The sequence below is a fragment of the Desulfoluna butyratoxydans genome, assembly GCF_900699765.1.
GTDB classification, from domain to species: Bacteria; Desulfobacterota; Desulfobacteria; order Desulfobacterales; family Desulfolunaceae; genus Desulfoluna; species Desulfoluna butyratoxydans.
This window is the reverse complement of the sequence record NZ_CAADHO010000014.1, coordinates 1-13,389: the sequence shown is the minus strand read 5'-3', so window position 1 is coordinate 13,389 and position 13,389 is coordinate 1. Positions and strand designations below refer to the sequence as shown.

At 57.4% G+C, this 13,389-nt stretch carries 10 protein-coding genes; 4 read left to right on the top strand and 6 right to left on the bottom strand.

Annotation, left to right across the window (positions count from 1 at the left end; all coding sequences use genetic code 11):
* Positions 1-14: 14 nt before the first annotated feature.
* The 4 genes from nifD to nifH form a co-directional block, all read right to left on the bottom strand.
* Positions 15-1,664, bottom strand: coding sequence for a nitrogenase molybdenum-iron protein alpha chain (nifD, locus tag MSL71_RS24225; RefSeq protein WP_180146378.1), 1,650 nt, complete (start codon positions 1,662-1,664; stop codon positions 15-17).
* Positions 1,665-1,724: 60 nt separating this feature from the next.
* A complete protein-coding gene (locus MSL71_RS24220; RefSeq protein WP_180146375.1) occupies positions 1,725-2,105 on the bottom strand; it encodes a P-II family nitrogen regulator in 381 nt (126 codons plus the stop codon).
* On the bottom strand, positions 2,102-2,458 hold the full coding sequence (locus MSL71_RS24215) for a P-II family nitrogen regulator (protein WP_092215978.1): 357 nt from the start codon (positions 2,456-2,458) through the stop codon (positions 2,102-2,104). The genes MSL71_RS24220 and MSL71_RS24215 overlap by 4 nt, the downstream gene beginning before the upstream one ends.
* Positions 2,459-2,521: 63 nt before the next feature.
* Entirely contained in the window at positions 2,522-3,451 is a 930-nt protein-coding gene (gene nifH, locus MSL71_RS24210) for a nitrogenase iron protein (protein WP_281374551.1), read from the bottom strand.
* Positions 3,452-4,099: 648 nt separating this feature from the next.
* Here nifH and nifE point away from each other — a divergent pair.
* The 3 genes from nifE (at position 4,100) to MSL71_RS24195 (ending at position 8,381) form a co-directional block, all read left to right on the top strand.
* Positions 4,100-5,455 carry a nitrogenase iron-molybdenum cofactor biosynthesis protein NifE gene (gene nifE / locus MSL71_RS24205; RefSeq protein WP_180146368.1) on the top strand — a complete coding sequence of 452 codons (1,356 nt, stop codon included), beginning with the start codon at positions 4,100-4,102 and terminating at the stop codon, positions 5,453-5,455.
* Between the two features lie 73 nt (positions 5,456-5,528).
* On the top strand, positions 5,529-6,887 hold the full coding sequence (gene nifN, locus MSL71_RS24200) for a nitrogenase iron-molybdenum cofactor biosynthesis protein NifN (protein WP_180146365.1): 1,359 nt from the start codon (positions 5,529-5,531) through the stop codon (positions 6,885-6,887).
* A gap of 255 nt (positions 6,888-7,142) precedes the next feature.
* Positions 7,143-8,381: a homocitrate synthase/isopropylmalate synthase family protein gene (locus tag MSL71_RS24195; RefSeq protein WP_180146362.1), complete on the top strand. Its 1,239-nt coding sequence runs from the start codon at positions 7,143-7,145 to the stop codon at positions 8,379-8,381.
* Positions 8,382-8,612: 231 nt separating this feature from the next.
* On the opposite strand, the gene MSL71_RS24190 is transcribed toward MSL71_RS24195, so the two are convergent.
* Complete coding sequence (locus MSL71_RS24190; RefSeq protein WP_180146359.1) at positions 8,613-9,500, bottom strand: hypothetical protein; 888 nt, start codon at positions 9,498-9,500, stop codon at positions 8,613-8,615.
* Positions 9,501-9,544: 44 nt separating this feature from the next.
* Positions 9,545-11,275: an amidohydrolase family protein gene (locus tag MSL71_RS24185; RefSeq protein WP_180146354.1), complete on the bottom strand. Its 1,731-nt coding sequence runs from the start codon at positions 11,273-11,275 to the stop codon at positions 9,545-9,547.
* Positions 11,276-12,063: 788 nt separating this feature from the next.
* On the opposite strand from MSL71_RS24185, the gene MSL71_RS24180 reads away from it, so the two are divergent.
* The coding region (locus MSL71_RS24180; RefSeq protein ID WP_180146351.1) for a retention module-containing protein at positions 12,064-13,389 on the top strand (1,326 nt) is incomplete at its 3' end.

Genomic DNA, 13,389 nt, shown 5'->3' with positions numbered 1-13,389 from the left:
TCCGTCACCGCGCTTTACGCCGCTGCATAGGTCGCCGTCAGCTCCGGCTCTTTCTCCCAGGGCGCCTTCACATACGACCACACCTTGCTGTTGGTCATCCGCGCGATCTCCCGGTAAAAGTTAATGGCCCCCTTGAACCCCGCGTAGGGCCCTCCGTAGTCGTAGGAGTGGAGCTGCTTCATGGGCACCCCGCTCTTCTGGATGATGTACTTCTCCTTGATACCCGCGCAGAAGACGTCGGGCTTGATGGCTTCGATGAGCTTTTCCGTCTCGTACTGGCTGATGTCGTCGATGACAAAGGTGTTGGGCTTCATGTCCGCGATAAGGCCGTCGTACTCGCGGTAGATCTGGCCCGTGGACGTGAGCTCCTCCTCGGTCTTTCGCAGCCGGTACTTGTCCGGGTCCTGTTCCACGGAGAGTTCCTCGATGTTTCTCGAATCCGCGTCCACCTTGATGGAGGAGAGGACTTGTCTGCCCTCATAGTCGTCCCGATGGGCAAACTCGTAGCCGGCGGCCATGGTCTTCATGCCAAGCTCGCTGAAAAGCTCCTGGTAATGGTGGGCCCTGGACCCGCCCACAAAAAGCATGGCCAGCTTGCCTTCGCACAAGGGACGGTTCGCCTCCATGGCCTCGTTCACAGCAGGCATCTCCCGGGCGATGACCTCTTCCACCCGGGCGGTGAGTGAATCATCTTCAAAGTACTGAGCAATTTTCCTCAACGATTGGGCGGTGGCCCGGGCCCCGATAAAGTTGATCTTGATCCAGGGCATCCCGTACTTCTTCTCCATCATCTCCGCCATATAGGTAATGGAGCGGTGACACATCACCACGTTCAAGTCCGCTGTGTGGGAGTTGGCAAACTGCTCCATGGTGGAGTTGCCGCTGAAGGTGGAGATAAGGGAGATCCCGCACTCATCCAGGATCCGTTCGATTTCAAAGGCGTCCCCGCCGATGTTGTACTCGCCCAGAAGGTTGATCCTGAACTCCCCGCCCCGGATGGTGTCGTCCAGGCCCACCACATGTTGGAAAATGCCGTTGTTGGCGATGTGGTGCCCCGCGGACTGGCTCACCCCCTTGTACCCCTCGCAACTGAACCCGAAGATGTTGATGCCCAGGGTCTCCTTCATCTCCCGGCACACCGAATGGATATCGTCCCCGATGAGCCCCACCGGGCAGGTGGAAAAGACGCTGATGGTCTGGGGATGAAAGATGTCGTACGCCTCCTGGATGGCCTGCTTGAGTTTCTTTTCCCCGCCGAAGACGATGTTTTCGTCCTGCATGTCCGTGGAAAAGCAATAGGGCATGTAGTTCGGGGAGTCATCGGAGGCGGGCCGGGTCTGGTTTCGCCGAGTCAGCCAGGCGTAAAAGCCGCACCCGATGGGGCCGTGGACAATGTTGATCACGTCCCGGGTGGGCCCCAGGATCACCCCTTTGCAGCCTGCGTAGCAGCATCCCCTCTGGGTGAGGATACCGGGCACGGTTCGCACGTTGGCACCGATCTCGGGAATGTCGGTGCCCGCGCCGCCAGGCTTCACCAGGATCTGCTTGGCCCGTTTCCGTGCGACCTTGGTGGGATACTTGGAGAGAATCTCGGACCTGACCTTGTCAAGGTCCACATCGTGGGTGCTCTCGGTTCGGTTGGTATCTGTGACTGGTGCTTCCATGGTTTTCCTCTCTTGATGTTCGTGTGGGTCTTGCATTCACCCTGTGCCGGTTGCCCGGGTTCACAGCTCGTCGAGCACCGCATCGCCATGCTCTCCCGTGCGGATACGGATGGCGTCTTTGGAGGGCAGAACAAAGATCTTGCCGTCCCCGGATTTTCCCGTCTGGTTCACCCGGATCAGGGTCTGCACGGCCGTCTCCACGAGGTTGTCGGGAAGGGAGATGAGAATCAGGCGTTTGGGAATGAGCCGGTCGGTCTGGCCCAGCCGGGACACCGCCTCTTCGTAGCCGTGTTCGGCCCCTTCCAGAAGGTCCAGGTCCACGATGCCCTTTCCCCTGCCCAGCACTTCCCTGGCGGTCATGGAGGAGATCCCGGCGTCCGACAGGGCCCGCTTGGTCTGGTTCATCATGTTCATCCTGATGATGGCGATGACCTCCTTCATACCGGCACCTCCTCAAGCTCCCCGGCAGCGTTCTGGCGAATCCCAGAGCTGATGGTGTAACTTTCCTCCACGGGGGTGATGAAAATCTTCCCGTCCCCGAAGGCCCCTTTTTCGCCGGAGCGGGCCGCCTTGATGATGGTCTTGACCACGTACTCCCGGTCGGACTCCTTCACCACGGTGAAGAGCAATTCCTTGATGATCTCGTCGTAGGTCACTTCGCCGATCTTGATGCCCCGCTGCTTGCCACGGCCCACCACGGAAAACCGGGTGATGGCGGGAAACCCCGCGGCCATGAGGGACTCCAGGACATGGTTGACTCTTTCAGGACGGACGATGGCGCGTATCATAATCATGGTAACGGTCTCCTTTGCGTACGTTTTCTGTCACTATTCAATTAATATGCGTTGAAAATACGTTTACCCGCCCAAGCCGTAATCCATCAAAAGGCTTTCGAGTTCTTCAATTTCAATGGGGGTCGGAATCACGTGCAGGGTGTTTTCCGAAATCTTCTTGGCCAGGGTACGGTATTCATCAGCCTGGGGATCTTCGGGCTCGTACTCGATGACCGTTTTCTTGTTAATTTCGGCCCGCTGAACCACATTGTCCCTGGGGATAAAATGGATCATCTGGGTCCCGAGCTTCTTGGCCAGCTCTTCGATCATCTCTTTTTCAAAATCCACGTTTCGCGAGTTGCAGATGAGCCCGCCGAGGCGCACCCCGCCTGACTCCGCAAACTTGACGATGCCCTTGCAGATGTTGTTGGCCGCGTACATGGCCATCATCTCGCCGGAGACCACGATGTAGACCTCCTGGGCCTTGCCCTCCCGGATGGGCATGGCAAACCCGCCGCACACCACGTCGCCCAGGACGTCGTAAAACACGTAGTCAAGCTCCTTGGAGTCCGAATAGGCCCCCAGCTGCTCCAGCAGGTTGATGGAGGTGATGATGCCCCGGCCCGCACACCCGACGCCTGGTTCGGGGCCCCCGGATTCGGTACAGACAGCGTTCCTGAAGCCTTCCTTCAGCACATCGCTCAGTTCCACGTCTTCGCCCTCTTCACGCAGGGTATCCAGCACCGTCTTCTGGGCCAGCCCTCCCAAGAGAAGTCGCGTGGAGTCGGCCTTGGGGTCGCACCCCACCACCATCACCTTTTCACCGCTCTCCGCCAGGCCAGCCACTGTGTTCTGGGTTGTCGTGGATTTTCCGATGCCGCCTTTCCCATAGATCGCAATTTTTCTCATGGTGTGTCTCCTTAAGGTGTTGAGTCGTTGGGTAGATGCCGGGTGCCCGTCCCTTTCGGGGCCTTCAACGGGCGATCCCGGGAAATAAAAATTCGTCGTTCGCAGAGTTTACGTAGCAACAGCCATGCCATGGTGAGCAATCCCCAACATCGAAAATGGTCAACGCACTGATAACCCGATATAAAACGCCATAAATCTCACATTCACCCCACGCGATAACCGAGGAATTTCACGCCCACCACACCAACAAAATTGTAATAACCATCCAGCAGCATAACATTTTTGTAGTAACACTGTTCAATACCCATTCCCCAAGCCACAACCAGACCCGACACCGCGTCCCCACCCCTCACCTATATCCGGCTGTATCAGCGGCCGCTTAGCCCATAAGGCCCCACCCATAACCCCATTGTTTCAGACATATCGCGGTAAAAACGAAGCCCCGCTCAAGATCCTATTTTCTGCCGTGTCACAGAAGCCCTCCGCTCCTTGACCGTGGAATCGATCCGCGACAGCGTCGTCCCCCAAAAAAGAGACATCGATGTCATTTCTCAACATCAAGTCAACAAAATTGTCATTACGTACACAACGTAGCGTAAACCCACGCTCACACAGCCCATCAAAAAAGCCCCACAAAACCTGGCATTACGGTAAATTATCCATACAACCCCACAAAACAATCGCCAACTGGCACAGTCATTGCGATGTTATCGTCATGATATTCGTCAACCCACCCACCAAAGGAGCCACAGCATGACGGAATTGAACATCCTTAAAGAGAGAGAAAAACAGGTCCACAGAAACGACCTCACCACCTTTCAAATGGACTGTGAAACCAAAAGCGCCGCAGGCTCGGTCAGTCAGAGGGCCTGTGTTTTCTGCGGCTCGCGGGTTGTTCTCTACCCGGTGGCCGACGCCCTTCACCTGGTCCACGGCCCCATCGGGTGCGCAGCCTACACCTGGGACATCCGAGGGGCCCTCTCCTCGGGGCCCCAGCTCCATCGCCTCAGCTTTTCCACGGATTTGCGGGAGGAGCAGGTGGTCTTCGGGGGCGAAAAAAAACTCCGCCAGTGCCTCACGGACCTCATTGATCGTCACGCACCGGCCGCGGCCTTTGTCTACGCCACGTGCATCGTGGGCATCATCGGAGACGACGTGGACGCCGTGTGCAAAGCCGTAGCCAAAGAAAAGGGGATCCCCGTGATTCCCGTGCACTCGGAAGGATTCAAGGGAACCAAAAAAGACGGATACAGGGCGGCCTGCAAAGCCCTTTTCCAGCTTGTGGGCACAGGGGACATAAGCGGCATCCCGCCGGTGAGCATCAACATCCTGGGGGAATTCAACATCGGCGGGGAAGCGTGGATGATCGAAGAGTACTACCGAAAGATGGGCGTGGAGGTGGTCTCCGTCCTCACCGGGGACAGCCGGGTGGAGAAGATCAAGCGGAGTCACGGCGCGACCCTCAATGTGGTGCAGTGCTCCGGGGCCATGCTCCAGCTGGCCGAGATGATGGAAGAGGCTTACGGCATCCCTTACATCCGGGTCTCCTACTTCGGCCTGGAGGACACGGCCCAGGCCCTCTACGACGTGGCTGCCCACTTCAGCGACCACCCGGACGTGATGGAGGCCACCCGGGCCCTGGTAAAAACCGAGATCGAGGCGGTCCACCCGGACCTGTTGGAGTTCAAAAAGGTGCTCCACGGTAAAAAGGCCGCCATCTACGTGGGCGGTGCCTTTAAGGCGTTCTCCCTTATCAAGGCCCTCCGGTACCTGGGCATGACAACGGTTCTGGTCGGATCCCAGACCGGCAACACCCAGGACTACGACCTGCTCAAAAAAATGTGCGACACGGACACCATCATCGTGGACGACTCCAACCCCCTGGAGCTCGCCACTTACATCACGGAAAAGGAGGCCGACATCTTCATCGGCGGGGTCAAGGAGAGGCCCATCGCCTACAAGATGGGGATCGGGTTCTGCGACCACAACCACGAGCGAAAAACACCTTTGGCAGGCTTCAAGGGGATGCACAACTTCGCCAAGGAGGTCTACACCACCGTCCGAAGCCCGGTGTGGCAATTTGCACCGGCGCAAAACCGTGTGTATTGAACACTTTTTTCTAAGCCCTCCCCTACCTGCACCGGAGGGACTATTTCCTATTTTCCCACCCAAGGAGAGAGACATGGACGTCACCTACAACGACTCGGCCACAACCAACGCCTGCAAACTCTGCACACCCCTGGGAGCGTCCCTGGTGTTCAAGGGAATCCGCGGATCCGTGCCCCTGATGCACGGGTCCCAGGGATGCGCCACCTATATCCGGAGGTACCTCATCAGCCACTTCAGGGAGCCCGTGGACATCGCCTCCTCGAACTTCTCAGAAGACACGGCCATTTTCGGAGGGGGCGATAACCTGAAACAGGCCCTCATCAACGTTACCCGTCAGTACAAGCCGGAGCTGGTAGGCATCTCCACAACCTGCCTGAGCGAAACCATCGGCGATGACGTGGGCATGATCTTAAAGGAGTTCAAGGCAGAGCAGTCCGGCGGCCGCCTGCCGGAGATCGTCCACGTCTCTACCCCAAGCTACCGGGGGACCCACGTGGACGGGTTCCACGACGCGGTGGCGGCCCTGCTCCACGCCCTTGCGGACAGCCTGGGCGGGAACAACGGGTGCATCAACATCCTTCCCGGCATGGTCTCTCCGGCGGACATGCGGCATCTCCGGGAAATTTTAGATGACTTCGACACCGGCTGCTTCATGCTCCCCGATTACTCAGAGACCCTGGACGGCGAGCTGTGGGACAGCTATCAGAAAATCCCCGCAGGCGGCATCGGCATCGACGAAATCCGGGAGATGGGCGGTGCCCGCGCCACCATCGACTTGAGCCGCGTCTGCAACGAAAAACGAAGCGGTGCCCAGGTTCTCAAGGCCCGATGCAATATCCCGGTCCATCGCACAGGCCTGCCCCTTGGCATCAAGGCCTGCGATCACTTTTTCGCCACCCTGTCGGCCCTCACGCGCCGTGACGTGCCCGAAAAATACACCCGGCAGAGGGGGCGCCTTCTGGACGCCTTTGTGGACGGCCACAAATACATCTCAGGCAAACGGGCCGTGGTCTACGCAGAAGAGGATCTGGTGGTGGGGCTGGCGGGTTTTCTCTGCGAAATCGGCATCGTCCCCGTGGTCTGCGCCTCAGGGGGCACCAGCGGGCACATGCGGGATATTCTGGAAAAGACCCTGCCGGACAACATGAAAGAAGACGTGACTATCATCGAAGAGGCAGACTTTCAGGACATCGAAGAGGCGGCCCTGAAGGCGTCTCCGGACCTTTTCATCGGCAACAGCAAGGGCTACTCCATCACCCGGAAACTGGGGATTCCCCTGATCCGAGTGGGCTTTCCCATCCACGACCGTTTCGGCGGCCAGCGGACCCTCCACGTCGGCTACAGGGGAACCCAGCAGCTCTACGACAACATCGTCAACGCGGTGCTTGAGGCCAGGCAGACGACCTCGGATGTGGGCTACAGCTACATGTAAGGCTGCAAGAGAGAGAAAGCAGCCTCCGGCGGCAAGGTGTGCCACCTTGAAAGCAAATCACCGCCGGGCTTTGCCCCTCGTTCCTCGGGTCAAATCCCAGCGGTGTTCTGGCGAACTACTGTGTGATTATTTGTTTCCGACAGCCTAGCCCGGATATTTCATGAGTCGCGTGCACCCAAAAGCCGCACAGGAGTGCGGCGCTCCTCCTGACACATTGGAGAACTCTTCATATACATATTAAGTGGGATATCAACCATGGACACAAAATATAAGACATCGGGACGCGTCATCCTCTCCGACACCACCTTGCGGGACGGGGAGCAGGCACCGGGCGTGGCGTTCACCAGACAAGAGAAGATAACCCTTGCCGCGGCCCTTTCAGATGCCGGGATCGATGAGCTGGAGGTGGGGACCCCGGCCATGGGAACCGAGGAGAGACACACCATCCGGGAGATGGCGGGATTAAAGCTCAAAGCCCCCCTCACCTGCTGGTGCCGGGGCACGGCCGAGGATCTTGAGCTGGCCATGGGCTGCGGAACCCAGGGCGTCCACCTGAGTTTTCCCGTCTCAGACAGGCTCCTTGCGGCAACGGGCAAAGAGGCAGAACAGGTGATAGAGGCGCTCTACGCCCTCGTGGCCCGGGCAAAAACATCCTTTGACACCTGCAGCGTGGGCGCCATGGACGCGTCCCGGGCTGAAAAGAAAACCCTCGATGCCTTTGTCCGATGCGCCCGGGAGGCTGGGGCAAGCCGGGTACGCCTGGCAGACACCGTGGGCATCTTCACGCCCCACGCCATCAGTCGCCTTATCACCGACCTCAAGGCCTCGGCCCCGGACATGCCCTTAGAGTTCCACGGGCACAACGACCTGGGCATGGCAACGGCCAACAGCGTGGCCGCCGCCGAATCCGGCATCGACGCCCTCAGCGTCACCGTGGGCGGCCTGGGCGAACGGGCAGGAAACGCGGCCCTGGAAGAGGTTGCCGCAGCCCTTGCCTGGGGCACCCCCCTGTCCACGGGCATGGACCTGACCGCCCTGCCCCGGCTCTGCGCCCTTGCCGAACAGATCACCGGCATCTCCACCGCCCCCACCAAACCCATCACCGGGTCTGCGGTCTTCACCCATGAATCGGGCATCCACGCCCACGCCATGCTCAAAGACCCCACGGCCTTCCAGCCCTTTGCCCCGGATGCCGTGGGCCGGGAAGCCCCAACCATCGTGGCGGGCAAGCACTCAGGCACCTCTGCCCTGGCCCATATCCTGGCAACCGAAGGGATTCGCATGAGCCGGGAAACACTCGCCGCGTCCATCCCTGCCATTCGCAGGGAGGCCGAAAACAAAAAACAGGGTCTTACCCCTCGGGAAGTCACGGCCATTTGCCTTGGACAAAAACAAAAAGTCTCAAAAAAAATGCCTCCGGCAGCGAGGTGTGCCACCTCGAAAGCAATTTGCGAATGCTCCAACCCTCGTTCCTCGGGTTGTCACATTCGCTGACGGGCTGCGCCCGCGAAATGCGCTTACTTGATTCGCTCCCAGGCTCTGCCTGGGAGTGACGGATGCAAGGCTCTGCCTTGCCTATTGGTTAAATGACAATACGATGGCCCTGTATGAGAGGTTCGGGCGACACCAACATGGAGGCAGAGCCTCCGAAGTGCATTCCCAGGCGGAGCCTGGGAACGAGCAACCGTTCCCCCTGACCATGGGCTATGTGGATTCATCAAAGGGTCATAAGACAGGCAGGCTCACACCCGCTGTCACGACCCTCTCATCGGCTGTGTTGGGAGGGATCCGTCCGTCTGCGTACCGGATGAAAAAAACCGGGTTCTTCAAAAACGATAGGGTCATGGTGCTGCTGTAGGTCAGGGCGGCGGCCAGATAGGAGACCTCGTCCTGGTCTGCCGCCTTGAGTTTGTCGTCCATGTCCCAGGCCCTGTTGTACCGTCCGTCCAGACGAAGCTCGAAGGGCATCAGGGCCTTGTGATCAAACAGCAACTCACCGAAAGCACACTTGAGCGATGCCTCCGCACGGAACCGGCCGTAGGTGTCTTCCTCGATGTCCGATGCCACCCCGTTGACGTACTCCCCAGCAACGATCACTGAAGGGATAAAGGAAAAAAGCCCTTCGGTTCGTATGTTGATGTAACCGGTTTCAAAACCGGCTGCAAGGTTCTGCTCGTCAAAGGATTGGATGGTTTCGTGCCGGGCGTTGAAACCTCCGTAGATGTACCCCCAGCTGCTTTTGTCCTTGCTTGCCCCCACGCCCGCATTAGGGTCCATGCCCGGTGAAAAGTCGGGGGAAACCGCCTGACCGCCGAGGAGGGAAAACCCTGCGATCACCTGAGACACAAGGGCCTCGTTATTCAGGTCCTTGTCTTCAAGAACCGTGCCCTTAAGCTGAAGCTGAACAAAGGACTCTGCTTCGCCCAATTGAAGAGATTGCAACTCGGACCACGGGTAATTCACATCGTAGGAGAACCCCAGGGTCCAGTCGCTGGCACTTTCATCGGTGGCTATTTTCGGTGAAATCTCAACAAAGCGGTCCTTGGGTGAGGCATAAACAAACCCGGATACAGACATCACAAGTAAACAGGCAAGCACGTACTTTTTAATCACGGATCAACTCCTGTCGGTTATCGGGTAGTGTACGGCCGTGAACATCAGGCCCCTTCGGTTGAAAAGTTGTAGAGTTCGTCGCAAAGGGAGGCCAAATCAACAAAGACGCTCCCCTCATCGGCAAGGGCTGCAACCAGCTTCTGCAAGGCCATGGCGCGGTTCGCATTCTTTTCATACGTGGCCTTGCTCTCCCGAAAGTACCGATCCATGCCTTTTGCCAGCGCTTCACATTTTCGGTAGAAAATCGCCGATGATTCAAACCCCTTGTTCCAGTACTGCAACCGGGTAACGGAAAAATAGGCGTCGGTGTAAAAATCAGCGGACGACCTGTCTTTCTTACCCATCTGATTGTCCCTGAGATACCAGAACAGCCGGACATGGGCCTCATTGTTGGCATTCCATCGGGCGTTGGGTGTTGTGGTCGTCCAGTTCACGTCGGCGCCTTGCGCCTGCAGTTCGTCTTTGATCCAGTTTGCTGCGGACACAGGATTCATGGTCCCACGGTGGTCCTTAATAAACTGGACGTAGTGGTGCATGTTCTCCCCCCCTGTGCCGGGGGCATCGCCAAACCCCAGAAAACCACGTGGGTTGTTTGTTGTGAGCTGCCTGAACAAGCCCTCGTCATCCAGGGCTTTCTCGAAGTACTCCCAGTGACTTGCCTCGGACAGTGCTGTACGGACCAGCCAGAAATCCGTGCCGAAGAGTATCCTGCTGCCGAGGACCGGATCATGGAGGAGCTCTTTGAGGTGACCGATGTAATGCGCCTGGCCGTTTCCTCCTTCCATAGGCTCGGTGTGAAAGGAGATGTCCGCATACACGCCCGTGTTGTCGGGATCGCGCATCAAAGACAAAATCTGGGAGGTCCAGGAGTCGGTTGGGATCTTGGCACCGCAGAGGTTTTCACCGCCGCCGAAGTGACCAAAACAGACCTTGAGCCCCTTATACTTCTTCAGGATAGGCTCCCACAATCGGGGCTCGCTGTTTCCCTGAAACGACGCCTTGGCGTAGAAGCCTCCGGGGGTACAGTGCATAAGAATCGGGATTTCGCGAGGATGACAGAAGTCATACACCGCGTGCATCTCAGGAGAATCCACATCATAGCCCAATGATGGGTAGAGCTTAACCCCCACAAACCCTCGGGAGAGCAAGGCCCGCTCCATAATATGCCGATGGCCGTCCCGCAGGGGGTTCACGGCGATAAAGGGAAGGACCCGGCCCGGATACCTCAACACCTGGTCCGAGGTATCCTGTATCTGACGCTCAAACAGCTCCGCATCGTTACTCCCTCCACTGGTGATATCCATCATCAGGGCAACGATGAGATCGTCTTCGTTCAGTTGCTCCATGATGTGGGCCGTCACAGCGGAGATGCCGGGCTTCAGACCGATGAGCACAAAATCAAGGAGATCCCCGATGGTATTGTGGCGCCCGGCATCATCCCTTGAGAGGGCTTTTTTCAGTTTTTCAACAACGGCCAGGGCCCCTGCCTTGGCGATCTCATCCGCACCGAGGAACTCAAGGGCCACGCTGTTCCCTGAGTCCAGGGCCTTGAGTCGCTCTGCAAGGGCCGCCTTTTTCACAAAGGCATCCACCAGGGACTCCACCTCAGCGTACCCCCCGGCCTTTGCCAGGGCTTCTTCCAAGAGACTTTGCAGGTCGTTTTTAAACACCTCGGGGACATCCACCTCCGTCACCCGCCGCAAAAGGATCTCCAACGTCTCGCTTGAGAAAACCGATGCGAGATTGAAAATGTGAGTGTGTGCATTGATTCTCACGATGTCTCCTTCGTTAAGTTTTCACTTTGTACCCGGGCAGATGGCTTAGGAAAATGATTCACATTGGGAACGAAAAGGCAGCCCACCTTCTCTTATAAAACAACAACGCTGCATTCACCCTGAATTTCGGGAGATAGGGTCCTTTTTCTTTTTTCTCCAATATGCAATTCCCCAAACCATGAAGCTATGGCGCTTCACCATCAAAGGCTGAAGAATTCAACAAGGCTTTACTCGTAGAAAACATTTTCTTACATCGTAAGTTTGTCGGCCGCAAGAAAACAAACAAAAAAATATCTGATTCAGCAGCCATAAGAGCCACGACCCGCGCTCATAAATAAACCATAATTGCAACCTCTTCATAGCTAAAAGAAGATTCCGGTCCTGACACCAAATCGTCAAATGCTACCCCCATAAAAAACAAGTTCAAAGTGCCACACAGAATCATCTGCAACAACAGATTGCTGAATGGTGTCTAAACGGCGCCCTTCCCCGGCTCGTCCGAAGGGTGAGAAAAACGACCTGAAAACGATGAATGACATTTTGCATTTTTCGAATATCTACACTTTTTTCTAAATAACACGTTGCAATAATGAATCATTTGTCAAGACCCTCCGTTTTCTCATGAAATATCCGGGATCAATAGCAAGGTAGAACCTGTACCTTGGTACATTTTTTTCTCCCTCAAAATGAAATACAACCGGTATACCTGCAAAAGGATAAGTCCGGCGCAGGGCAGATGAGTAAAAAAAAGCGCTACTGCGTATTCATATTTGTGTTTGGAGGACAACATGGCTCAAGTCGGTATCATCGCATCCCTTTCCGGAACCGCTACGGCAAAGACACCCCAGGGAGACACACGCATCCTGGCACCCGGGGACACCCTGCATGAAAATGAGGTCATTGAGACCTCCGAAGGCGCCGTGCTGTCCATTCGCCAGAACGACGGAACCCTTCTGGAGCTTTCTGAAAACTCAACCCTCGTTCTGGATGAGACCGTCACAGAGGCCGTTGACCCTCTGGATGCCGTCATCAGCGAAGCCGAGGCCATGCAACAGGCCCTTGAAAGCGGCGACGAAATCGATGACATCGAGCAGGACACCGCCGCGGGTGAAGAGATCCCCGACACCCATGATTTTGAACTGGCATCCCTCGATGGCGACCAGTCCAGTGGAGAGATCGGGAGTTATCTCATCGACTCCGACACCGACACAAACGCTGCAGCAACCCCCTACGACCCGTTCAATGTCGACGATGAGAACCTGCCTCCCCTCGTTGCCCCGACATTGAGCCTGTCCGCCGACATCACAGCCGACGACATCATCAACGCCTCCGAGGCAGCCTCCACCCTGACCATCACAGGCACCGTGGTCGGTAATTTCCCCACCGACGCCACCGTAACCCTCACCGTCAACGGCACTGACTACCAGGGAACGGTCAATGCCGGCGGCACCTTTGCCGTGGATGTGGCAGGCTCCGACCTCGTCCAGGATCCGGACCACACCATCGACGCAAAAATCACGGTAACGGATTCGGCGGGGAATACGGCGACTGCGACGGCGAGTGAGGGGTATGGGGTTGATATTGCAGCCGACGCTTCCTCGGTCACCATAGCCGACTCCGGGGCCGACGGAGTCATCAGCTCCACGGACGATCTGGGCCACACCCAGCTCTCAGGTTCCATCGAGGCCGGGGGCCGTATCACCCGGCTCACCATCTCCGACGGTAACACCACCATTACTTTAAATGAGGGCGACTACACCCTCCTGCCCGACGGCACCTGGACCGCCAACGTGGATGTCTCCTCGTTCAACGACGGCACCCTGACCGTGACCCTCGATTCCGAAGACGCAAACGGCAACACCGCCGCCCAGGTCACCGACACCATCGCCAAGGACACCGTGGCTGACGTATCTGAGGTCACCATCGCAGACTCCGGTAACGACGGCGTCATCAGCTCCACGGACGACCTGGGCAACACCCAGCTCTCCGGTTCCATTGAGGCCGGCGGCCGTATCACCGGGCTCACCATCTCCGACGGCTCCACCACCATCACCTTAAATGAGGGTGACTACACCCTTCTGCCCGACGGCACCTGGACCGCCAACGTGGATGTC

Excerpts from the sequence above, each read along its gene's own strand:
- nifD (WP_180146378.1), bottom strand. The coding sequence starts at position 1,664 with ATGGAAGCACCAGTCACAGATACCAACCGAACCGAGAGCACCCACGAT.
- nifE (WP_180146368.1), top strand. The coding sequence starts at position 4,100 with ATGACGGAATTGAACATCCTTAAAGAGAGAGAAAAACAGGTCCACAGA.
- nifN (WP_180146365.1), top strand. The coding sequence starts at position 5,529 with ATGGACGTCACCTACAACGACTCGGCCACAACCAACGCCTGCAAACTC.
- MSL71_RS24195 (WP_180146362.1), top strand. The coding sequence starts at position 7,143 with ATGGACACAAAATATAAGACATCGGGACGCGTCATCCTCTCCGACACC.
- MSL71_RS24220 (WP_180146375.1), bottom strand. The coding sequence starts at position 2,105 with ATGAAGGAGGTCATCGCCATCATCAGGATGAACATGATGAACCAGACC.
- MSL71_RS24215 (WP_092215978.1), bottom strand. The coding sequence starts at position 2,458 with ATGATTATGATACGCGCCATCGTCCGTCCTGAAAGAGTCAACCATGTC.